Source organism: Ruegeria sp. BG5, from assembly GCF_056538425.1.
This window is the reverse complement of sequence record NZ_JBQFTC010000001.1, coordinates 1493476-1516550: the sequence shown is the minus strand read 5'-3', so window position 1 is coordinate 1516550 and position 23075 is coordinate 1493476. Positions and strand designations below refer to the sequence as shown.

The 23075-nt window shown below is 59.3% G+C and carries 20 protein-coding genes; 10 read left to right on the top strand and 10 right to left on the bottom strand.

All coding sequences use genetic code 11. The features are described from left to right. Positions 1-8 precede the first annotated feature (8 nt). The gene (locus ACR0KX_RS07000; protein ID WP_170621763.1) at positions 9-887 is read right to left on the bottom strand and encodes a lysophospholipid acyltransferase family protein; all 879 of its coding nucleotides are present in this window, start codon (positions 885-887) and stop codon (positions 9-11) included. A gap of 79 nt (positions 888-966) precedes the next feature. Continuing rightward, positions 967-4386, bottom strand: coding sequence for an indolepyruvate ferredoxin oxidoreductase family protein (locus ACR0KX_RS06995; RefSeq protein WP_480708148.1), 3420 nt, complete (start codon positions 4384-4386; stop codon positions 967-969). A 169-nt stretch (positions 4387-4555) separates the two neighbouring features. Between ACR0KX_RS06995 and ACR0KX_RS06990 the strand changes: the two genes are divergently transcribed. The 5 genes from ACR0KX_RS06990 to grxD all read left to right on the top strand — a co-directional run bounded on the left by ACR0KX_RS06990 (position 4556) and on the right by grxD (position 11153). After that, positions 4556-5464, top strand: coding sequence for a LysR family transcriptional regulator (locus ACR0KX_RS06990; RefSeq protein ID WP_170450880.1), 909 nt, complete (start codon positions 4556-4558; stop codon positions 5462-5464). 270 nt (positions 5465-5734) lie between these two features. Beyond that, on the top strand, positions 5735-7987 hold the full coding sequence (locus ACR0KX_RS06985; RefSeq protein ID WP_170450883.1) for a mechanosensitive ion channel family protein: 2253 nt from the start codon (positions 5735-5737) through the stop codon (positions 7985-7987). Between the two features lie 190 nt (positions 7988-8177). Beyond that, a complete protein-coding gene (gene purL / locus ACR0KX_RS06980; RefSeq protein WP_480708146.1) occupies positions 8178-10337 on the top strand; it encodes a phosphoribosylformylglycinamidine synthase subunit PurL in 2160 nt (719 codons plus the stop codon). 145 nt (positions 10338-10482) lie between these two features. Further along, positions 10483-10719, top strand: a complete 237-nt coding sequence (locus ACR0KX_RS06975; RefSeq protein WP_039530494.1) for a BolA/IbaG family iron-sulfur metabolism protein — start codon at positions 10483-10485, stop codon at positions 10717-10719. A gap of 71 nt (positions 10720-10790) precedes the next feature. Continuing rightward, the gene (gene grxD, locus ACR0KX_RS06970) at positions 10791-11153 is read left to right on the top strand and encodes a Grx4 family monothiol glutaredoxin (RefSeq protein ID WP_170450887.1); all 363 of its coding nucleotides are present in this window, start codon (positions 10791-10793) and stop codon (positions 11151-11153) included. Between the two features lie 7 nt (positions 11154-11160). Here grxD and ACR0KX_RS06965 read toward each other — a convergent pair whose 3' ends face one another. Genes ACR0KX_RS06965 through ACR0KX_RS06955 form a run of 3 tightly spaced genes read right to left on the bottom strand, consistent with a single transcriptional unit; the run spans position 11161 to position 12760 of the window. After that, a complete protein-coding gene (locus ACR0KX_RS06965) occupies positions 11161-11511 on the bottom strand; it encodes an MliC family protein (protein ID WP_170621760.1) in 351 nt (116 codons plus the stop codon). After that, positions 11508-11903 carry a cell division protein ZapA gene (locus ACR0KX_RS06960; protein ID WP_170621759.1) on the bottom strand — a complete coding sequence of 132 codons (396 nt, stop codon included), beginning with the start codon at positions 11901-11903 and terminating at the stop codon, positions 11508-11510. The genes ACR0KX_RS06965 and ACR0KX_RS06960 overlap by 4 nt, the downstream gene beginning before the upstream one ends. Continuing rightward, a complete protein-coding gene (locus ACR0KX_RS06955) occupies positions 11903-12760 on the bottom strand; it encodes a coiled-coil domain-containing protein (RefSeq protein WP_170621758.1) in 858 nt (285 codons plus the stop codon). The genes ACR0KX_RS06960 and ACR0KX_RS06955 overlap by 1 nt, the downstream gene beginning before the upstream one ends. A gap of 235 nt (positions 12761-12995) precedes the next feature. Here ACR0KX_RS06955 and tkt point away from each other — a divergent pair, with 235 nt between their 5' ends. Continuing rightward, positions 12996-15017, top strand: a complete 2022-nt coding sequence (gene tkt / locus ACR0KX_RS06950) for a transketolase (protein WP_170450894.1) — start codon at positions 12996-12998, stop codon at positions 15015-15017. A gap of 48 nt (positions 15018-15065) precedes the next feature. Here tkt and ACR0KX_RS06945 read toward each other — a convergent pair whose 3' ends face one another. Further along, positions 15066-15866 carry a thioesterase family protein gene (locus ACR0KX_RS06945; RefSeq protein ID WP_170621756.1) on the bottom strand — a complete coding sequence of 267 codons (801 nt, stop codon included), beginning with the start codon at positions 15864-15866 and terminating at the stop codon, positions 15066-15068. Positions 15867-15955: 89 nt separating this feature from the next. Then, positions 15956-16927, bottom strand: coding sequence for a DUF808 domain-containing protein (locus ACR0KX_RS06940; RefSeq protein WP_170450898.1), 972 nt, complete (start codon positions 16925-16927; stop codon positions 15956-15958). Between the two features lie 181 nt (positions 16928-17108). Here ACR0KX_RS06940 and gap (ACR0KX_RS06935) point away from each other — a divergent pair, with 181 nt between their 5' ends. The 3 genes from gap (ACR0KX_RS06935) to gap (ACR0KX_RS06925) all read left to right on the top strand — a co-directional run bounded on the left by gap (ACR0KX_RS06935) (position 17109) and on the right by gap (ACR0KX_RS06925) (position 19423). Beyond that, positions 17109-18110 (top strand): type I glyceraldehyde-3-phosphate dehydrogenase, encoded by a 1002-nt coding sequence (gap, locus tag ACR0KX_RS06935; RefSeq protein ID WP_170621755.1) that lies wholly within the window; start codon positions 17109-17111, stop codon positions 18108-18110. A gap of 71 nt (positions 18111-18181) precedes the next feature. Beyond that, a complete protein-coding gene (locus tag ACR0KX_RS06930; protein ID WP_170450902.1) occupies positions 18182-18325 on the top strand; it encodes a hypothetical protein in 144 nt (47 codons plus the stop codon). Positions 18326-18418: 93 nt separating this feature from the next. Then, complete coding sequence (gene gap / locus ACR0KX_RS06925) at positions 18419-19423, top strand: type I glyceraldehyde-3-phosphate dehydrogenase (protein ID WP_170450904.1); 1005 nt, start codon at positions 18419-18421, stop codon at positions 19421-19423. Here the strand turns inward: gap (ACR0KX_RS06925) and coaD are convergent. The 3 genes from coaD to ACR0KX_RS06910 form a co-directional block, all read right to left on the bottom strand. Continuing rightward, positions 19415-19906 carry a pantetheine-phosphate adenylyltransferase gene (coaD, locus tag ACR0KX_RS06920; RefSeq protein WP_170450906.1) on the bottom strand — a complete coding sequence of 164 codons (492 nt, stop codon included), beginning with the start codon at positions 19904-19906 and terminating at the stop codon, positions 19415-19417. The genes gap (ACR0KX_RS06925) and coaD overlap by 9 nt on opposite strands. 84 nt (positions 19907-19990) lie before the next feature. Beyond that, complete coding sequence (locus ACR0KX_RS06915) at positions 19991-20428, bottom strand: CBS domain-containing protein (protein WP_170621754.1); 438 nt, start codon at positions 20426-20428, stop codon at positions 19991-19993. 59 nt (positions 20429-20487) lie between these two features. After that, positions 20488-21390, bottom strand: a complete 903-nt coding sequence (locus tag ACR0KX_RS06910; RefSeq protein ID WP_170621753.1) for a LysR family transcriptional regulator — start codon at positions 21388-21390, stop codon at positions 20488-20490. A 105-nt stretch (positions 21391-21495) separates the two neighbouring features. On the opposite strand from ACR0KX_RS06910, the gene ACR0KX_RS06905 reads away from it, so the two are divergent. Then, positions 21496-22995, top strand: coding sequence for a CoA-acylating methylmalonate-semialdehyde dehydrogenase (locus tag ACR0KX_RS06905; protein WP_170621752.1), 1500 nt, complete (start codon positions 21496-21498; stop codon positions 22993-22995). The last annotated feature ends 80 nt before the right edge of the window (positions 22996-23075 follow it).

The window sequence follows — 23075 nt, the reverse complement described above, 5'->3', positions numbered from 1 at the left end:
TTGCCCCTTCAGGCGCGATGCCGTTCCTCGAATTCATAGCCGTAGTCATAAGACTTCAGCGGCTTCGGAGACAGCTCATACGTGGCTTTGCGCAGGAAATCCATCATCTTGCGCGTATCCTTGCCCAACGGGTCCAGAACATCGCGCCCGATGGGCTCGCCAATCACCACTTTGACCGGGGTATCGACGCGTTTCTTGAATTCTTTGATCAGCAGTCCCATGCGCAACGTGTTGTGCAGATGGCTGGCGATCTGGAACAGGCGAGAGGTGTGCCCGTCGAAAAACACCGGCACCACGGTCGCGTTCGATTTTGCCACCATTCGGGCCGTGAACCCACGCCAACCCGGATCCATCGGATAGGCAAACGGGTTGACCGCCGTGCTGACCGTACCGCCCGGGAAAATCCCAATCGCCCCGCCATCCCCCAGATAGTTCAGCGCGGTTTTGCGGGTTTCCAGGTTCAGCTTCATCGCCTCTTTCGTCTCATCAAACGAAATCGGCAGGATGATCCGGTTCAATTCCTCGGCCTTGCGGAACACCCTATGGGCCAGAATGCGGAAATCGCCGCGCGTCTCGGACAGCATGTGCCCCATCATCAGACCATCCAGAATGCCATAGGGGTGGTTGGCAATCAGGATCAAAGGCCCGTCCTTGGGGATATTCGACAAAGACCCGCCTTCAACGTCCAGCGTCAGCCCATATCGTTCGACCATGACGGCCCAGAAGTCGCGCCCTTTGGCCACGTCTTTTTCATACCCATCCGCACGCTTGATCAGGCGCATTCGGCCCGTTGTATTCTCCATAAGCTTGATAACCATCCGACCGCCTTTGGTTTCGGCGGAATGGGCGTAGGAAATGTCACGAACGACATGACGGCGCGAGGGCATTTACGGACTCCGGTTGTTCGCCTGTATTATATGTTTGAGGCGCAATTTTGCCTAGCTATCGTGACAGGTTTGTGACGCCTCATTCCGCCGCAGCGCGCAGCTCGGGCCCGCCGCTGTGGATGGTGGCCAGCAACTCTTCACGCCGTTTCGCGGCTTTGGCCTCGTTTTCCAGCAAGACCGGGCCGAAACCACGGATTTCCAGCGGTAGACGCGCCAGGGCGGCAATGGCGTCTTGCGTGTCCTGAGACACCAAAGGCAGGACCTGCTTCATGTCTTTTTCATACTGCCGGATCAAAGCGCGTTCCATTTTGCGCTCGGCCGAGTATCCGAAAATGTCCACAGGCGTTCCCCGCAGCACCTTCATCTTCGCCATAAGCTTAAGCGGCCCCAGCATCCATTCACCAAAGGCGCGTTTGCGCGGTCTGCCGTTACCGCCTGCTCCGCCAAAGATCGGCGGGGCAAGATGGAAGGTCATCTTGAAGTCGCCATCAAACTCCGCCGCCGCTTTGTCGCGGCTGCTGAGCAACAACCGGGCAACCTCGTATTCATCCTTGTAGGACAGAAGTTTGTGGTATCCCTTGGCCACCGATTCCTGGATCTTGGCATCCTCGATCCCATCCACCAGCTTGCGGTAACGTTTGGCCAACCGCTTGGATTGGTAGTTGGTCAGGTGCTGCGCCCGGAACTCAATCATCTGGTCCAGAGATTTCGGCAACTCGGTGACCGAGGGCGACAACATCGCCTGCACCTCGTCCGGGTGCAGAACAGCCCAGCGGCCTACATCAAAGGCGCGTTTATTGCGCTCAACCGCTGTGCCGTTGAGTTCGATGGCACCCATTATGGCCTCGTAGGTAACCGGCAGGACGCCGCGCTGCCAGGCCGCACCAAAGACCATCATGTTGGAATAGATCGAATCGCCCATCACCACCTTTGCCAACTCGGTGGCATCAAATAGCGTGACATCGTCTTTCAGCCGCGCCTGCAAGGCCAGTTCCAACTGATCGGCCGGGATGCGGAATTCGGTGTCGCGGGTGAAGTCGCCGGTTACGGTTTCGTGGCTGTTGACCACGGCACCTGTCTGTCCGGCCCGTGTCAGGCCCAGCGTCTTGGCCCCGGCTGACACCACCAAATCGCCACCAATCAGCGCGTGCGCCTCACCGGTGGCCACGCGAATGGCGCTGATGTCTTCCGGCTTGTTGGCCAGACGGCAGTGGATGTGAACCGCGCCGCCTTTTTGCGCCAGACCCGCCATCTCCATCATGCCCGCGCCCTTGCCATCTATCTGCGCGGCCTGCGCCAGAATAGCACCAAGGGTCACGACGCCCGTGCCACCAACCCCGGTGATGACCACGTTATGCGTGCCCTTGATCTGCGGTAGCTCCGGCAGTGGCAGATCGGGCAGATCAAGCTGTTTCGTCGCCTCTTTCCGAATTTTAGCCCCTTCCAGGGTGACAAAGGACGGGCAGATCCCGTTCAGGCAGGAAAAATCCTTGTTACAGCTTGATTGATCAATCGCCCGCTTGCGGCCCAACTCGGTCTCCTTCGGCACGATCGAGACGCAGTTCGATTGCACGCCGCAATCGCCGCAACCTTCGCAGACATCCGTGTTGATGAACACACGCTTATCGGGGTCCGGGAATTCGCTCCGCTTGCGGCGGCGGCGTTTTTCAGCAGCGCAGGTCTGGACATAGACGATGACCGAGACACCCTCGATCTCGCGGAACCGATCCTGCACTTGCATCAGTTCGGCACGTTCGTAGATTTCGACGCCGGAGGGCAAGGCGCCAAGGTTCACGTCTTCTTTCTCGTCGTAGACCAGCGCTACGTGTTGGACGCCCATGGCCTTGACCTCAGCCACGATCCGTTCGGCGGTCAGATCGCCTTCGTTTCCCTGTCCACCGGTCATTGCAACCGCGTCGTTGAACAGGATTTTGAAAGTGATGTTCGTGCCCGCCGACAAAGCGGCCCGGATCGCCTGCACGCCCGAGTGGTTATAGGTTCCGTCGCCAAGGTTCTGGAACACGTGATTGGTGGTCGAAAACGGAGCCTCCCCGATCCAGTTCGCGCCCTCTCCGCCCATCTGAGTGAACCCAGTCGTTTCCCGATCCATCCACTGGACCATGTAATGGCAACCGATCCCGGCATAAGCCCGGCTGCCCTCGGGCACTTTGGTCGAGCTGTTATGCGGACAGCCCGAACAGAAATACGGCAGACGCGTCGCGATTTCCTGGGCGTTGTCGGCCCGACGCGCCTCGGACAGTTTACCCAGACCGGCGCGAACGCCATCGGTATCGCGGCCTTCTTCGATCAGGATCTCACCCAGTTTCTCGGCAATCATGATCGGGTCCAGCGCGCCGCGCGTGGGGAAAAGTTCCTCGCGGTGCAAGGCCCCGGCCCCGCCCTTGTACCAACCGTAAACGCGGCGACCCCGGCGGTCGTCAAAGATGGCTTCCTTGACCTGCACCTCGATCAGTTTGCGCTTTTCTTCAACGATAACAATCAGGTCCAGCCCTTCTGCCCAGTCATGGAACCCGGCCATATCCAGCGGGAAGGTCTGCCCGATCTTGTAGGTGGTGATACCCAGGCGCTCGGCCTCGGCCTCATCAATGTTCAGCAGCGACAGCGCGTGGGCCAGATCCAGCCAGTTCTTGCCAGCCGCCACAAACCCGATCTTGGCCCCCGGCTTGCCCCAGACCCGTTTATCCAGCTTGTTGGCATGAGAAAACGTCTCGGCCGCGAAACGTTTATAGTCGATGATCCGCGCCTCTTGCAGATGCGGCGTGTCGCCCAGTCGGATGTTCAGTCCGCCCTCGGGCATGTCGAACTCGGGCATTACCAGACCCACCCGGTCCGGCCTGCCATCCACGACCGAGGTCACCTCGATCGTGTCCTTCATCGTTTTCAAGCCAACCCAGACACCGGCAAACCGGCTGAGTGCAAAGCCGTAGATGCCGTAGTCCAATATCTCCTGCACGCCCGCCGGGCTGACCACCGGCATATACATATCGACCAAAGACCACTCGGATTGGTGCAAAACGGTCGAGCTTTCGCCCGTGTGGTCATCCCCCATCGCCATCAGCACGCCGCCATGCTGTGCCGTTCCCGCCATATTGGCGTGACGCATCACATCGCCCGACCGGTCGACACCCGGCCCTTTGCCGTACCAAAGACCGAACACACCATCATAGCGCCCATCGCCGCGCAATCCTGCCTGCTGGCTGCCCCATAACGCGGTGGCGGCCAGATCTTCGTTCAGACCGTACTGAAAGGTAACGTCACTTTCGGCAAGATACCGCTGCGCCCGCATCATCTGCTGATCGACCGCGCCAAGCGGCGAACCGCGATATCCGGTCACCAGTCCCGCCGTATTCAGCCCGGCCTGCTGGTCGCGCGCGCGCTGCATCAGCATCAGCCGCACCAGCGCCTGCGTTCCGTTCAAAAGAACAGGCGATTTCTCAAGATCGAACCGGTCGTTCAGCGATATTTGTGGCTGACTCATCAGACGTCTCCCCTCGTCAGATCAGTGTGCTTCATATTCTCGCATATTAGGTCACAAATACTGACCTGTATAGAGTTTATCCACTGAAACCTAACGATTTCACCGTTTGTTTGTGGAACTTGTTACCTATTTCATATAGGCCTTCCCGAGGATAACGAAAGTTGCGGCGATGGATTGGGATAAGCTTAGGATATTTCACGCGGTTGCAGATGCAGGCAGCCTGACCCATGCGGGGGACAAGCTCAATTTGTCTCAATCCGCCGTGAGCCGTCAGATCCGCGCGCTGGAAGAATCACTCGACGCGACCCTGTTTCACCGTCACGCCCGTGGCCTGATCCTGACCGAACAGGGTGAGTTGCTGTTCGATGCGACCTCGGCCATGTCCAAACGCCTCGACGCTGCCGCCGCCCGCATCCGCGACAGCGAGGATGAGGTGTTCGGCGTCCTGCGTGTTACCACGACCTTCGGCTTTGGTACCCTGTGGCTGGCCCCGCGCCTGCCAAAGCTCTACGAGCAATACCCCGATCTGAACATCGACTTGATGCTGGAAGAACGCGTTCTGGACCTGCCCATGCGTGAGGCCGACGTTGCCATCCGCATGAAGGAACCCAGCCAGGCCGATCTGGTGCGCAAGCGGCTGATGACCGTACAGATGACGCTGTATGCCACACAGGAATACATCGAAACGCATGGGGGCAACCTGAAGTCGCTGGACGAGATCAAGGATCATCGCCTGATCTGCCAAACGCCCGCAGCGCCTCAGGTCGGGGCAAGCGCGTCAATGGTGCGCCATTTGATGACCTATAATCCGGGATCGCTGCTGACGGTGAACAACTACTTCGGCGTCCTGCAGGCCGTGCTGCACAATCTGGGCATTGGCGTTCTGCCAGACTATGTCACGCAGGATTTCCCGCATCTGGTCCCGGTCCTTTCCGATATCGAAACTGCCGATGTTCCGGTTTATCTGGCCTACCCCGAGGAATTGCGGCACTCCAAACGCGTTGCAGCGTTCCGCGATTTTGTTCAGGCCGAAATCATTGAACAACGCAAGCAGTTGAAGAAATTGGGTAAACTATAGATATGCGCGCAGGGCATATCAGGGTTGCCAAATGCACAGCCTGAATCTCCTTGAACGTTAACAAACTGATCCCTAAATGAGCACTCGAAGGCGGTGATGCTGAAACGCTCATCATCTTCATACCTCCCTGTTGGACTATGGCCGAGCTTAGTGCTCGGCCTTTTTTTTGGTTTCACGGGTTGTCAGGGCGGTGAAACTGCTGGGAAATCTGACGTCTTGTGCCTATGATCCCGAAAAACAACTAAATTTTTCGCGATCGAGGACAAATCAATGTTCCACCCCCTACGCCTTTTGGCGGCGCTTTTGTCATTTGTGCTTATGACTGCGCCATTGCATGCGCAAATCGCCACAACGTCGTCATCGGACGCACCTGCCACAGTGACCATCCCCGAGGACCTGACCCCGGAACAGGTAGATGGTCTGGTGGCCCGCATGTCGGACGATCAGGTCAGGTCGATCCTGTTGGAGCGTCTGGATGCCGTTGCCGAGAAAAACGCGGCAGAGGCGGAAGAAGTTGATGATCCGATCACGGAACTCAACGAAATCTGGACCGAAATGGTGACGTCGTGGACGCAGGTCATCATGACTGTGCCGAACATCTTCCATGCCCAGGTCGAGGCGGTTTCGAATTTCACGGGAACTTTTGGAGCCAGCGGAGCGCTTACACTTATGGGGTTGGTCCTGAGTGTTCTGGTCGTGGGCTTCATCGCGGAAAAGCTGTTTGAGCTGCTGACGCGTCGTTGGCATGTACAGGCTGAGGTTGAAGAAGAAGGCGATCTATGGGGCGCTGTCCGCTACCTGTTTGGTCGTTTCTGCCGCGAAATCGCCGGGCTTGTGGTGTTCTATGTCGTGATCCGCGCGGTCGGTCGCGGCCTTTTGTCTGCAGAACAAATCACCTATGCCGCGCCTTTCGTGTTCTATCTGATCTGGGTTCCGCGACTGGGTGCAGCCGCTTCGCGTTTCATTCTGGCACCCAAAAAACCGCATTACCGTTTGGTCAATATTGACGATCACTGGGCGAAATATCTGCATCGTAACCTGATTGGTCTGCTGATCCTGATCGGCTTCACGCTATTCCTGTTGCACTTCAACCGTCTGAACGGGATCACCAGCGGCGAGACGCGCATTGGTTTCTGGCTGAACGCGGGGATTCACATCTATATCGGCGTCATCGCGTGGAAAGCGCGTGAGGGGCTGTCGCAGATGATGCTGGGCACCGACCCGGACCACACAAAATTCGACGAGGAAGTGGCGCATTACTATCCCTACTTCGCGATCGGTGTCTCTGCGGCGATCTGGCTATTGGTCGAATTTCTGGTGGCTCAGCGCGATCCGTCTTCACTTGCGCTTCTGGTTCAGGGCGCGCATTTCGCCACGATGTTCTGGCTGCTGATCGCGCCTGCGCTGGATACGTTGATCCGGGGTCTGGTGCGTCACCTGCAACCGCCAATGCTGGGCGAAGGCCCGGTGGCCGAGCAGGCCTACAGATCAACCAAACGCAGCTATATCCGCATCGGTCGCGTTCTGGCCGGTATCCTGGTGATCCTGATGATCGCCAAAGCCTGGAACCTGAACCTGCAGGAAATCGCAGGCGGCGCGCAGGAAGAAGGCAGCCGGCTGATCCAGTTCTTCATCATCATCGCGGTCGGCTACATCCTGAACGAGGTCGTCTCGCTTTGGATCAACCGTCGCCTGGCGAAAGAGATGACCGCCGATCAAAGCCCCGATGAAGAGGCTGGCGAAGGCGGCGGTTCGGGCGGATCGCGTCTGGCGACGGTTCTGCCGCTGCTGCGCGTCACGGCTCAGGTCGCGATTGCGGTGATCTTCCTTCTGCTGGCGCTGGGGGCCTTGGGTCTCGATATCACGCCGTTGCTGGCGGGTGCCGGTATCCTTGGTCTGGCCATCGGTTTCGGCGCGCAAAAACTGGTCTCGGACATTGTGGGCGGGATCTTCTTCCTGATCGACGATGCCTTCCGCGTGGGCGAATATGTCGATGTGGGCGGCACCACCGGCACGGTCGAGAAGATCTCGATCCGGTCGATGCAACTGCGCCACCATCGCGGGCCGGTGCACACCATTCCTTACGGTGAGATTCAGAAGCTGACCAATTACAGCCGCGACTGGGTCATCATGAAGCTGAAATTCACCGTGCCTTTCGACACCGACCCCAACAAGGTCAAGAAGATCTTCAAGAAGATCGGTGCCGAGATGATGGAGGACGAGACTCACAAGGATGGCTTCCTGCAGCCCTTCAAGTCGCAGGGTGTGTTCGACTTTGACGATGTCGGCATGATCATCCGCGGCAAGTTCATGGCCAAGCCGGGCAAACAATTCACCCTGCGCAAGGAAATCTTCAATCGGGTCAAGGCGTCGTTCAAGGAAAACGGCATCGACTTTGCCCGCCGCGAAGTGCGTGTTGCGATCCCGGGTCTGGATGAGGCCGAGAACCTGACGGATGAACAAAAGGCAGCCGTAGGTGCAGCAGCGGCGGATGCCGCCAACAAGGCGCAAAACCCCGCGTAACGATACGCAGCCAGCCCTCATTCTGTTGATGGCTGGCCGCTGAATTGCAAGGAAAGAACACGGAACCGCCCCTACCGTCGGTTCCGTTTTTCTTTGCCATAACCGCCCTGCGCTGACTTGGCCCTTTCCACAGGCCGCCCCTTGCCCTAAAAGGCGCGCAATCTCGGCCCACTTGGACACAGGACAGACGATGCAAGAGCCCGCTATCACACCCGATCTGATTGCCGCACACGGGCTCAAGCCCGAGGAATACGACATGATCCTCGAGATCATCGGGCGTGAACCGACCTTTACCGAATTGGGCATCTTCTCGGCCATGTGGAACGAGCACTGTTCCTACAAATCCTCCAAGAAATGGCTGCGCACCCTGCCGACCTCTGGCCCTCAGGTGATCTGCGGTCCGGGTGAAAACGCGGGTGTGGTCGATATCGGCGACGGACAAGCCGTGGTCTTCAAGATGGAAAGCCACAACCACCCCTCGTATATCGAACCCTATCAGGGCGCGGCGACCGGCGTGGGCGGCATCCTGCGTGACGTCTTTACCATGGGCGCGCGTCCCATCGCCTCGATGAACGCGCTGTCGTTTGGTGAGCCCGGCCACCACAAGACCCGCCAGTTGGTGAACGGCGTGGTCGAAGGCATCGGCGGCTACGGCAACTGTTTCGGCGTTCCCTGCGTCGGCGGCGAGGTGCGGTTCCATCCCGCCTATAACGGCAACTGCCTGGTGAACGCATTTGCCGCCGGTCTGGCCGACAGCAACAAGATTTTCTACTCGGCCGCATCGGGCGTCGGGATGCCGGTCGTCTATCTGGGTGCTAAAACCGGCCGTGACGGCGTCGGCGGCGCGACCATGGCCTCGGCCGAATTCGACGACACTATCGAAGAAAAACGCCCCACCGTTCAGGTCGGCGACCCCTTCACCGAAAAGCGCCTGATGGAGGCGACGCTGGAGCTGATGCAGACCGGTGCCGTGATCTCGATCCAGGACATGGGCGCGGCGGGTCTGACCTGTTCTGCCGTGGAAATGGGCGACAAGGGCGGTCTGGGCGTGCGTCTGGATCTGGAAAACGTCCCCCAGCGCGAAGAGAACATGACCGCATATGAGATGATGCTGTCGGAATCTCAGGAACGCATGCTGATGGTTCTCAAGCCAGAGCTTGAGGCCGAGGCCCGCGCCGTGTTCGAGAAATGGGATCTGGATTTTGCCATCGTTGGCGAAACCATCGCCGAAGACCGCTTTCTGATCATGCATAATGGTGAGGTCAAAGCAGATCTGGTCCTGTCGAAACTCTCCTCGACCGCGCCGGAATACGACCGCCCATGGGTGCCGACCCCCGAGGCCGCACCGCTGGAGGATGTACCGCAGATCGATCCCATTGACGGTCTGCGCGCCCTGCTCGCCTCGCCCAACTACGCGGGCAAGCAATGGGTTTATGAACAATACGACACCATGGTCATGGCCGACAGCGCCCGCACACCCGGCCTGGGCGCAGGCATGGTCCGCGTCCACGGCACTGACAAGGTGCTGGCCTTCACCAGCGACGTGACGCCGCGCTACGTGCGTGCCAACCCGGTCGAAGGCGGCAAACAGGCGGTGGCCGAAGCCTATCGCAACCTGACTGCCGTCGGGGCCAAACCGCTGGCCACCACCGACAACCTGAACTTCGGCAACCCCGAAAAGCCCGAGATCATGGGTCAGTTCGTTGGTGCCATTCAGGGCATCGGTGCCGCCGTCGGCGCACTGGACATGCCCATCGTGTCGGGCAATGTCTCGCTTTATAACGAGACCGACGGTCAGGCGATCCTGCCCACCCCGACCATTGGTGCCGTGGGTCTGCTGAACCATTCCGATGAAATTATCGGCAATGAGGTTCGCGAGGGCCATGTTGCCCTGATCATCGGCGAGACCAATGGCCATCTCGGCCAATCCGCCCTGCTGGCCGAAGTGTTCAACCGTGAAGACGGCGACGCCCCGCATGTGGATCTGGACGCAGAAAAGCGCAACGGCGATTTCATCCGCGCCAACCGCGAGATGATCAAGGCCTGCACCGATCTGGGCGATGGCGGCCTGGCGCTGGCCGCGTTCGAACTGGCCGAGGCCGCTGGCGTGGGCGTCCAACTCGACGAAGCCCCGACCGAGTTCCTGTTCGGCGAGGATCAGGCCCGCTATCTGGTCGCCTGCAACTTCGATCAGGCCGAGGCGCTGATGATCGCCGCCGGTCAGGCCGGCGTACCGCTGGTCTCGGTCGGTCGTTTCACCGGCGACAGCGTCAAGATCGGCGCGTCCGAGGCATCGCTGGCGGATTTGCAAGACACGTTCCGCACCAGCTTTGCGGCGGCAGTTGCCTGACCTACAGGCTTCTTCTCGTCCCAAATACGGACATCCTGCGCGCGCAACCGGGCGCAGGATTTGCCGGTTTTGTCCGCGCGTGCCATCTTGCACGCCCCGCCCCATCGCTCTACATCTTGGGAAAGACTTTCAGGAGTAAACCTACATGCCGATGAGCGCCCACGAAATTGAAACCCTGCTGCGCGAGAGCTTTCCGAACGCGGAAATTCAGGTTGGCGGCAGCGATGGCGTGCATATGTCCGCCATGGTCGTGGACGAAAGCTTTCGCGGTAAGAACCGCGTTCAGCAGCAACGCGCCGTTTATGCTGCCTTGAAAGGCAAGATGGACGGCCCGGACGGAGAATTGCACGCGCTGGCGTTGACCACGAAAGTCCCAGAATAGCTCTTGGTTTTCCGCAGAAAACAGAGATCCCATTGCATTCCCTAAAGGGGAAGACCACAAGGAAACGCGAAATGACCGATGTGAAAACCCAGATCGATGAGACCGTCAAAGCCAATGACGTGGTGCTGTATATGAAAGGCACCAAAGAGATGCCGCAATGTGGCTTCTCATCCCGTGTGGCTGGTGTTCTGAACTATATGGGCGTCGATTATGCGGACGTGAACGTTCTGGCCGATGACGCGGTGCGTCAGGGCATCAAGGACTACTCGGACTGGCCGACCGTGCCGCAGCTATATGTCAAAGGTGAGTTTGTCGGCGGCTGCGACATCGTAACCGAGATGACCTTGTCGGGTGAACTGGACACGTTGTTTGACGAAAACGGCGTTGGCTACAACAAGGAAGCCGCAGACAAAATCCGCGAAGCAAACGCGTGATCCAGCCTTAGCGGCTGGAGCAATTCTGATAGATCACCTGCTCGCTGGCGGCATCGCTTGCCGCCAGATAGCTGATGGACGCGTCCCACCCTTTCGAGCGCAGAACATAGGTGCCTTCCGTGTCGACGGATTCGTAGCGGATGCCCGAACCGCTTTCGACCTGACGCAACGCAACAAGGGTGTTGTCCACAATAGTCGCCGCCGCACCCGTCCCGTCAGCAGCGTTGAAATAGGTGACCGGCAGCGGCACACCGTTTTCGCAGGCGAAGGTCACAGACAGAATGTCGATCTCGGCCAACGCTGCCGAAGCAGACATCGCGACCAGTGCGCCACCGGCCAGAACACATAGCTTGTTCATTGGGATTTCTTCTCCTCAACGACCGAGGCAATGGCTTCGGCCCGTGCCGCCAATTCGGCCAGCGTATCGGTCACCGAAGGCGGAACCACCGCAACCTCGACCCGTTCCGGCTCGGGCGCAGGGGCGTTGCGCAGGGTGTTCAGCTCGGTTTCGGCCTCGGCCAGTTTGGCTTCCAGCGCCTTGACCTTATCCTCGGTCGCAGCCGTTTTGTCGGCCAGCATCAGACCCGCCATCAACAGCATCCGGGATTCCGGCATCCGGCCGATCTGATCCGACAGGACCTGAGCCTCATCATCCAGCATCTTTGCGGCGGATTGCAGAAACACCTCTTCCCCGTCCTGACAGGACACATCGAATCCGCGCCCGCCGATATGAATGGTAACCTCGGGCATTATTCCACCTCACCTTCCGCAAGTTTCGCCTGGTTCAGCAACGGCTCCAGCCGCGCCAGAACCGCGTGGGCCTCAGCCGCATCGGTTGCCTGCGCTGCGCGCGTCGCCTCCAATTCCGCGATCGTCGCCCGGTTCAGAAGTTCGGCATCTGTCACGCCTTGTTCCGCTGCGGCCCGCAACTCATCTACCGAGCCGCGAAGTTGTTCGTTGGCTTTGCGCATCCGTTGCAGATCATCATCCAGCCGAGACATCGCTGCCCCATGGCTGGCCCGTTCGGCGCGCAACATCTCAAGCTCGGCGCTCAGGTCGCCAACACGTTCCGTATCGGCAAGTTCCGCCCGCAACCGGCTGTTTTCCGCCTCAATCTGCTTGGCCTGCGCCACAAGCGCCTGAAGCTGTTCCAACTCGGCCTGCAAGGGCGCGGTATCATCAAGCTCCTCAAGCTCGGCTTTCAGCTGTTCATTCTCGGCCTTCAGTGTGTCCAGTTCTTCCGAGTTTTCCAACGCGGCCTTGGCGTCGGCCAATTCCGCACGGGCCGCTTCGACCGATGCCAGCTTTGCAGTCGCCTCGGCCAGTTGTTCGCGCAGTGTCTCGGTTTCGGACCCATCGCCCGAGGCCCCGCGGGCCTGATCCAATTCCGCGCGCAGCCCGTCGACTTCCTGTTCATGCCGTTCTTTCAGGGACTTCAGCCGTTCCTGTAGCTGAGCGTTCGCGACGCGTTCATCCTCAAGCTCGGCCTTCAACCCTTCATCCGCGTCGCCACTGCCGGGGGCTGCGTCCTGCAAGGCGTCGACGCCCGCGCCAATGCGCTCCATCGCTGCAATAATGCGATGCTGTAATTCCTCGATCTGGCTCATGCCCCTGTCACCTCTTTATCAAGGTTCGTTCTGTTGCAGGGTGACCCGAATCAACGTCATCCCCGCCTGCAAGTAGTTTAGCGGAATGCGGCGGGAAATACCCACTGTTTGGTTTCAACAACTTGGACTGCTCTCTTGAAGCGCCTGGTCTTTGTGACACGCGGTTCTGCTTGCACTTTGAGGGGTGGATGCTATTGAGCGCGCAATCTGCTTCAAATCCAAAGGAACAACGCCCGTGGACCTGACTGCGCTGCGCAATGCCAACCCCGAACACTGGGACAAAGCTGCGGCCATCCGCACCCTGACCCTGGACGCCGTCGCCGCCGCCAATTCCGGCCATTCCGGCATGCCGATGGGCATGGCCGATGTTGCGACCGTGCTGTTCGAAAAGCACCTGAAATTCGACGCCGCAAACCCCAGCTGGCCCGACCGTGATCGGTTCATCCTATCGGCAGGCCATGGCTCGATGCTGGTCTATTCGCTGCTGTATCTTACGGGTCATGCCGACGTCACACTGGACGAGATCAAGAATTTCCGGCAGCTGGGCGCGAAAACCGCCGGTCACCCGGAAAACTTCCTGATCGATGGCGTTGAAACCACCACCGGCCCGCTGGGTCAGGGTATTTCGAACGCGGTTGGCTTTGCCATGGCCGAGGAAATTCAGCGCGCCCATTACGGCAAGAAGGTTGTCGATCACTATACTTACGTGATCGCAGGCGACGGTTGCCTGATGGAGGGTGTCAGCCAAGAGGCGATCACCCTGGCGGGCCGTCACGAACTCAGCAAGCTGATCGTCTTCTGGGACAACAACAACATCACCATCGACGGCACCGTCGACATTGCAGACCGCACCGATCAGGTGCGCCGTTTCGCAGCCTCGGGCTGGCATGTGATCGAGATCGACGGCCACGACCCCAAGGCCATCGATGCCGCTATCGTGGACGCGAAGAAATCCAGCAAGCCGACCATGATCGCATGTGAAAGCCATATCGCGCTGGGTCACGCGGCGCAGGACACGTCGAAAGGCCACGGCGCGCTGACCGATCAGGATCAGTTGAAAGCCGCCAAAGACGGCTATGGCTGGCCGCATGATGCGTTCGAAATCCCCGCGAATGTCAAATCCGCTTGGGAGGCCATCGGCTCGCGCGGTGCTGCTGAACGTGCCGCATGGGAAGAACGTTTTGCGCAACTGTCCGAACGCAAACAGGCCGAATTCAACCGTGCCTACGCGTTTGAGGCCCCCAAGAAACTGGCCAGCGCAATCCGTGCGTTCAAAAAGCAGGTGTCGGAAGATCAGCCCAAGCTGGCCACCCGCGCCTCGTCTGAAAAGGTTCTGAACGTCGTGAACCCGATCATGACCGAAACCGTTGGCGGCTCGGCTGACCTGACCGGTTCGAACAACACTAAATCAGCCGATATGGGTGTGTTCCTGCCGGAAAACCGTAAGGGTCGTTACATCCATTACGGTATCCGTGAACACGGTATGGCCGCCGCGATGAACGGCATGGCGCTGCATGGCGGCATCCGCCCCTATGGCGGTACGTTTATGGCGTTTACCGACTATGCCCGCCCGTCCATGCGTCTGGCGGCACTGATGAAGATCCCGTCGGTTTTTGTGATGACCCATGACTCGATCGGTCTGGGCGAAGACGGCCCGACCCACCAGCCGGTCGAGCATCTGGCAATCTCGCGCGCGACGCCGAACACCTATGTGTTCCGCCCCGCCGATACAGTTGAAACGGCTGAGGCATGGGAACTGGCGCTGACCTTCAAGGACAGCCCCTCGGTCCTGTCACTGACCCGTCAGGGCGTACCGACCGTGCGCAAGGATCACAAGACCAAGAACCTGACGGCGCAAGGCGCTTATGTTCTGGCCGAGGCCGAAGGCAAACGTCAGGCCATCCTGATTGCCACCGGGTCCGAGGTTTCGCTGGCGATGGACGTCAAAGCGATGCTCGAAGCCGAAGGCATCGGCACCCGCGTCGTCTCGATGCCCTGCATGGAGCTGTTCGCGCAGCAGGACGAAGCCTATCGCAAGCGCGTTCTGCCCGCCGGTGCCGTGCGCGTCGGGATCGAGGCCGCCGTTCGCGCCGGTGGCTGGGATCGCTGGCTGCTGGGCGAGCGTGGCCGCGAAGCCAAAGCGGGCTTCATCGGCATGTCTAGCTTTGGCGCATCGGCCCCTGCGGGTGAGCTTTACAAGCATTTCGGCATCACCGCCGAAGCGACCGTCGCCAAGGTCAAGGAATTGCTGGGCTAAACCCAAGCGCTCAACCCAAAAGCCCCGGCCAGCGCCGGGGCTTTTTTGTCAGACGAAGATGATAACCGACTGCATCCCGTCCACGATCAGATCGCCGTCGGTATTCCACACCCGCATGACCTGCGAGCTATAACCGTCGCGCCCTGCCGTCAGTTGATGTTCCAGCAGCCACCAGCCATCGCGAGTGTGAACATCCTCGGACAACACGTTGAAAATCCAGTTCATTGATGAATTCGGGCCGGGTTTCTTCAAGGTCGGATAGATCGCAGGCGGTGGCAGATCCGCGACCGAGATCAGCCCTTCCATCCGATCCCACATTCGCGGGTCACGGTGCCGCGCCCATAAACGCAAGTACCCGTTTTCCGCACCCGAAAACGGCAAAGAGCCTTCCACCCGTTTGACATCGAAATTCTCAAGGAACGGAATTGGCGGACGCGGCAAGCCCGGCGGGAAATAGGGATCACAGGCTTCGGGGTCCGGGGCGGGTTTTGCGGGGTGGTCAAATGCAACATGGCTGTCCTGCGCATGACCGAACGAGAAAGTGGCGGTTGCCGCCACCTGCCCTTCAATCTCGGCGCGGGCGCTGATGATTGTCACATTGCGGCCCTGGCGCAAAACCTCGGTACTGATCGTGGGCGCAGCGCCAATCGGGGCTGTGAAATTGATCAGAGCGGATCGCAAAGGCGGCAGGCCCTTATGATGTGCGTGGACAGTTGACAGCATCAGGGCCGAGGAAAACCCGCCAAAGGTCGTGCGGCCCTGCATCCAGTTCTGGGGCACAGGGAAACTCAGGCCGTTGTCTTTGGCGACCCGCGCCTCAAGAACATCGATCAAAGACTGATTGGGCATGAGGGTACCAATTCTACTGTGTCTTACCCGACACTAGCCGCCTGACAACACATCACCATCACAACCCAACGTCACATTCGGATTCTGTTTCAGTGCTTCTCGGCTGATCCGCTGAAAGCGCCCATCATCGGACCGACGACCTTGGTCGCGACCGGAATCAGAACAAAGCCCCAGGCCAGACCGAACACGCCGTCCATCGTGGCTTTGGACACCCACTCAATCACACCGACCCACTGGCCGGATGCCATATGACCAAGCGCATAAGCCCAATCGTGAATATGATGACCAAGCCAGCCAAAGCCCAGAACCTCCATCCCGTGGATGACAATCGATCCGCCGACCCACAACATCGCCGCCGTGCCGACGATGGACAGAATTTTCATGACCACCGGCATGGCCTTGACCAGACCCCGGCCTGTCCCACGCCCAATCGGCGTTGGCGCGTTCTGCGCCAGAAACAGCCCGACATCGTCCATCTTCACGATCAATGCGACCGATCCGTAAACGGCCACGGTCACGCCGATGCCCACTACTGCCAGAGTCGCCGCCTGCATCCAGATATTCGGGGCCTCAATCGCCGCCAGTGCAATCGTCATGATCTCAGCCGACAGGATAAAGTCGGTCTTGATCGCGCCCTTGACCTTTTGTTCTTCAAGGTGGCCGGGATCGCGCACGCTCATGTCTTCTTCGATGGCGTGGCTGCCATGAGGGAACAGGGCGTGAAAGATCTTCTCGGCCCCTTCGAAACATAAATAAGACCCGCCAAGCATCAGTAGCGGAGTGATCAGCCACGGCGCGAAATTCGCCAACAACAGCGCGACTGGCAAAAGCAGGATAAGCTTGTTGAAGAACGACCCGCGTGCAATGCGCCAGATGATCGGCAACTCGCGCGCAGGTGCGAAACCCTGAACGTATTTCGGCGTCACCGCCGCGTCGTCGATGATCACGCCCGCCGTCTTGGCCCCGGCCTTACCGGCCGCTGCTACCACATCATCGACCGAGGCCGCAGCCACCTTGGCAATCCCCGCCACGTCGTCCAAAAGGGCCAACAGACCGCTCATTGCGCATCCTTTCCTGTCACCTGTCGCACCGCGACCCTACCCGATCTCACAGCTAGCGCAAGCGTTAGCGCAATCGCGTGAGGTTTGCGCTAACACCTTAAAAATATGCCGCTTTTGCCCTTTTGAGATTCCAATTTCGCCGCTATATGGCCAGCAACGCAAGCGCATCTGGAGACATCTCATGACCATTAAGGTCGGCATCAATGGTTTTGGCCGCATTGGCCGCTGTACCCTGTCGCATATCGCCGCCTCTGGCCGCAACGACATCGAAGTGATCAAGGTCAACGCAACCGGCCCGCTGGAGACTTCGGCGCATCTGTTGAAGTATGACAGCATTCATGGCCGTTTCCCGCGCGATGTATCGATTGACGGAAACACCATGGATCTGGGTCGCGGCCCGATGCAGATGTTCTCGACCTACGACATGAACGAGCTGGACTGGGAAGGCTGCGATGTCGTTCTGGAATGCACCGGCAAGTTCAATGACGGCATCAAGGCGAAAACGCACCTTGAGCGTGGCGCCGGCAAGGTTCTGCTGTCCGCACCGGGCAAGAATGTCGACAAGACCATCGTGTTTGGTGTCAACCACAACACCCTGACCGCGAATGACAACATGGTGTCGAACGGCTCGTGCACCACGAACTGCCTTGCCCCGCTTGCCAAGGTTCTGGATGAAGGTGTCGGCATCGAACATGGCATCATGACCACGATCCACGCCTATACCGGCGACCAGCCGACCCTGGACCGCCGCCATAGCGATCTGTATCGCGCCCGCGCTGCCGCGATGTCGATGATTCCAACCTCGACCGGTGCCGCCGCAGCGCTGGGTGAAGTGCTGCCCAACCTCAAGGGTCGTCTGGACGGCTCGGCCATCCGCGTGCCGACACCGAATGTCTCGGCCGTTGATCTGAGCTTCCGCGCCTCGCGCGATGTGACCGTCGAAGAGGTCAACGCCATCGTCGAAGAAGCCGCCAAAGGCCCGATGCGGCGCGTTCTGGGGTACGAGCCCGCGCCGCTGGTCTCGACCGACTTCAACCACACCGAAGAAAGCTCGATCTTCGCACCCGACCAGACCCGTGTTGTCGACAACCGCATGGTCCGCGTGCTGGCCTGGTATGACAACGAATGGGGCTTTTCGGTCCGCATGGCAGACGTTGCCGTTGCAATGGGTCGTCTTAACTGACCCTTCGGACTTCGCTTGTAGCTTTGCACCCGCTCAGGTTATCTGGGCGGGTGTTTTCGTTCGGGGACAGAATGACAAATCAACTCGCCATCTGGCTCGGATTGCTTATCCTCGGCGCGATCGTGCTGGACTATGCGCTGTTCGGACCCGAGCATTTGGTGTTCCTCAGCAAGAAGCTTTACGCCTTCCTGGACTGGGTCGCTTTCTGGCGCTGACGGAGGTTTTTCTTGACATTCGCGCCAATCTGGAATTGTTAGCGCTAACCAAGCCCAATTCGGGACTCTCTGACGAATGAAACGGAGCGCGACATGACACTCAAACTGGCAATCAACGGCTTTGGACGGATCGGGCGCGGAGTGCTACGGGCGGTCATGGAATCGGGCCGCACGGATGTGCAGATCGTGGCGATCAACGATCTGGCGAAACCCGAAATGAACGCGCATCTGTTCGAATTTGACAGCGTGCATGGCCGTTACCCCAACACAGTCACCCTAAGCGACGCAGGTCTTGACGTCGGCGCGGGCCCCATCCGTCTGACCAGTGAACGCGATCCCGAAGCGCTGGATTGGTCGGACGTCGATGTCGTGCTGGAATGCACCGGCGTCTTCCGGACGCGTGAAGCCGCTGAGCGTCATCTGAAGAACGGATCGAAGAAAGTGCTGATCTCGGCCCCCGCGCGTGGCGATGGTGGGGTCAAAACCGTGGTCTTCGGTGTCAACGACAGCGAACTGACCGCAGACGACATCATCGTCTCGAACGCGTCCTGCACCACCAACTGCTTGTCACCTGTTGCCGCGGCGCTGGATGCGGGGCTTGGCATTGTGCATGGTAACATGACCACCGTTCACGCCTATACGGCCAGCCAGCCGGTGCATGATACGGCGGGCAAAGACCCTTACCTGTCGCGCGCTGCCGCCTTGTCGATGATCCCGACAACCACCGGCGCGGCTGCTGCGGTCGGGCTTGTGCTGCCGCAACTTGCCGGAAAGCTGACCGGTCAGGCGATCCGGGTTCCTACCCCCAACGTCTCGGTTGTCGATCTGGTGGCTGAGGTATCGCGCCCGACGACCGAGGATGAGGTCAACGCGCTGTTCGTCGATGCTGCTGCGAAAATTCCCGGCGTACTGGCTGCGGAAAACCGGCCCTTGATCTCGGTCGATTTCAATCATGATTCCCACAGCTCGACCGTGTCGCTGGCCGAAACCAAGGTCACCGACGGCACCCTTGTGCGGGTGCTGGCGTGGTATGACAATGAATGGGGTTTCTCGAACCGGATGCTGGACACAGCCGCCGCGATGGGTGCCCTAGCCTAAGCGGTCGCGCAAGGCCGCGTGGACGCTGGGTGTGACGAATTTCGACACATCCCCGTTTAGCCGCGCGATTTCTTTGACCAGTTTCGAGGCGATGGCCTGGTGCCGCGCCTCGGCCATCAGAAACACGGTCTCGATTGAATCGTCGAGGGCACGGTTCATGCCGACCATCTGGAATTCATACTCAAAGTCGGCCACAGCCCGCAGACCGCGCACGATGATCTGGGCGCCCACATCGCGGGCGCAATCGATCAGCAGATTTTCAAAGGGATGAGCAACGATCTCGGTGCCGGTCTGTTCGGTCAGATGCGCGCATTCCGCCTCGATCATGGCGACACGTTCTTCCAGTGAGAACAACGGCCCTTTGTCGCGGTTGATCGCAACGCCGATCACCAGCTTGTCCACCAGCGCAGAGGCCCGACGGATGATATCAATATGACCCAGGGTAATCGGGTCAAAGGTTCCCGGATACAATCCAACCCGCATCAGGATCTCCTGCGCAACATTATTTCTGCGCTAGCAAACATAACTTTGACGCAGGTGCAAGGGGTGGAAACGCCCCCGACCAAGTCAATGGCCCATGATCATGCCCTGAAGGGCGTCCTTTTCCATCGCCAGTTCCGCCAGTTGCGCCTTGACGACATCGCCAAGGGTAACAATGCCGACCAGCTTGCCTTCTTCAACGACCGGCATGTGGCGAAAGCGCCCTTCGGTCATGCGTGACATGATGTCCTGCACCGTTGCCTGCCGCGTGGTCGTAACCAGGTCTGCGGTCATGTAGGAGCTCACCGGCTGATTCAGGCACCCGCTGCCGCTGGCAGCCAGTTCGCGGACGATATCGCGTTCGGACAGAATGCCCACCGCCGTCTGCCCACCGTCTTCGGATACGACAACGGTCCCGATCCGTTTCTCCGCCAGGATTTTTGACGCCTCAGAGACCGTCGCTGAAGGTTGAACCGTGACCACGCCTTCTGCGGCCTTGGACTTCAGAATGGCCTGAACGAGCATTAAGAACACCTCCGGAATAATAAACTTATTCCAAAGCGTTGCGCGATTAGGACAACCTGTCAAGCTTCGGCGGCGGCTTCCAGCCGCGTCACTTCTTCACGGATGCCCTGCGTCAGCGCCTCGGCAAAGCGGTTCAGGCGTTCATTGCGCTGATCGCCCTGATGCCGGACCAGATAGAAACTGCGGGTCAAATGTACTTGGTCCGTCAGGATTTTCCTCAGGTTCGGATGGAACGGCAGGGTGAAATCATGCGCGACACAGACCCCGGTACCCAACGACACCTGCCGCAACTGAACCGAGACCGAATTCGATGCAAGCGCGACACGGTCAACGCCGATGTCATTCAGATAATCCAGTTCCCGGTCAAAAATCATGTCCGGGATATACCCGATCAGACGGTGCCCTTTCAGATCGCCAACCTTGCGGATCGGATCATGACGATCCAGATAATCCTGCGCGGCGACCATGTGCAGGCGATAGTCGCTGATTTTCTTGACCAGCAATTTTCCCGCCGTCGGAGCACTTACGGTAACGGCCATATCGGCCTCGCGCCGGGACAGGTTGATGATCCGGGGCAAGGCGAGGATCTGAATGTCCAGATCCGGGTTGGCATCGCTGATCTTGGCGCAGACTTGCGGCAACAGATAGTTGGCCGACCCATCCGGCGCCCCGATCCGGATCTGACCGCTAAGCGATTTGGTCGAGCCAACCACCGCACCGGCGGCGGCACGCATCGCCTCTTCGGCTTGCAGACCGTGATCCAGCAAGCGTTGACCTGCCCGCGTCAGGATGTACCCCTGCTGCGATTTGGTAAATAACGGCGCGTCCAAAGTGGCCTCGAGCCGGGCAATGCGCCGACCGACCGTGGCCGGATCGATTTTCAGGATACGACCCGCTGAAGACAGGCTTTCCTCGCGCGCGACGGCCAGGAAAACCCTCATATCGTCCCAATTTGGGTCCATGCTTTGCCTTCCGTGCTTTTCCCAGCGCGTATTTTTCGAACATTTCCTCTGTTCGGGTGATTTTTGCAAGCCTATCCTGCGCCCAAACGTTCGGAGGAGATATCAATGCAAGACCTGACTCATTTCCTGAATGGCGCGCAAGTGGCCGGCACGTCAGGCCGGTTTGACGACGTCTTCAACCCTGCAACGGGCGAAGTGCAATACAAATGCCCGATGGCCGGCGCCGCTGAAACGACGGCCGCCATTGAACAAGCCGCGATTGCGCAACCCGCATGGGGCGCGACCAACCCGCAAAAGCGGGCGCGCGTGATGATGGCGATGGTGCATCTGATGAACCGCGACATGGACAAGCTGGCCGAGGCGCTCAGCCGCGAGCACGGCAAGACCATCCCGGATGCCAAGGGGGATCTGCAGCGTGGATTGGAAGTGATCGAATACTGCATCGGCGCGCCGCAAATGCTGAAAGGAGAGTTCACCGACAGCGCAGGCCCCGGCATCGACATGTATTCGATGCGTCAGCCGCTGGGCGTTGTGGGCTCGATCATGCCCTTCAACTTTCCCGCCATGATGCCCTTGTGGCATGTCGGTCCGGCGCTTGCCTGCGGGAACGCCGTGGTTCTGAAGCCGTCTGAACGTGACCCGTCGGTTCCCCTGATGCTGGCGGAACTGTTCGTCGAGGCAGGTCTGCCGAAAGGCGTCTTCCAGGTCGTCAATGGCGACAAGGAGGCGGTCGATACCATCCTTGATAGTGAGATCATTCAGGGAGTGTCATTTGTGGGCTCGACCCCGATCGCGCAGTATATCTATTCCCGCGCCACCGCGAACGGGAAGCGCGCGCAGTGCTTTGGTGGTGCCAAGAACCATATGATCGTGATGCCCGATGCGGATCTGGATCAGGCTGCCGACGCCTTGGTCGGTGCCGGATTTGGCGCGGCGGGCGAACGGTGCATGGCCGTTTCGGTTGCGGTTCCGGTAGGTCAGGACACCGCCGACGCGCTGATCGAAAAGCTTGTGCCGCGCGTCGAAAAGCTGAAGGTCGGCCCCTACACCGCAGGCGATGACGTTGACATGGGTCCGGTCGTGACCGCCGCGTCAAAGGAACGTATTCTGGGCCTGATCAACTCAGGCGTGGAACAGGGCGCAAAGCTGGTCGTGGACAACCGCGATTTCAGCCTTCAGGGGTATGAGGACGGCTTCTTTGTCGGGCCGCACCTGTTCGACCATGTGACACCCGATATGGACATCTACAAACAAGAGATCTTTGGCCCCGTACTGTCGACCGTGCGCGCAGAGTCGTATGAAGAGGCGTTAAAGCTGGCGATGGACCACGAATATGGAAATGGCACCGCGATCTTCACCCGCGACGGGGACACAGCGCGTGACTTTGCCAACCGGGTCAACATCGGCATGATCGGCATCAACGTTCCCATCCCGGTGCCGCTGGCCTACCACACCTTTGGCGGCTGGAAGAAATCCATGTTCGGGGACCTGAACCAGCACGGACCGGACAGCTTCAAGTTCTACACGCGCACCAAGACCGTGACGGCCCGCTGGCCGTCGGGCATCAAGGAAGGTGGCGAGTTCAACTTCAAAGCCATGGACTGATCTGAGCCCTAAAACCCTCAAGCCCGGCCCATTTGGCCGGGTTTTTGTGGCAAAGACTCGCCAATACCCCTGAAAACCTG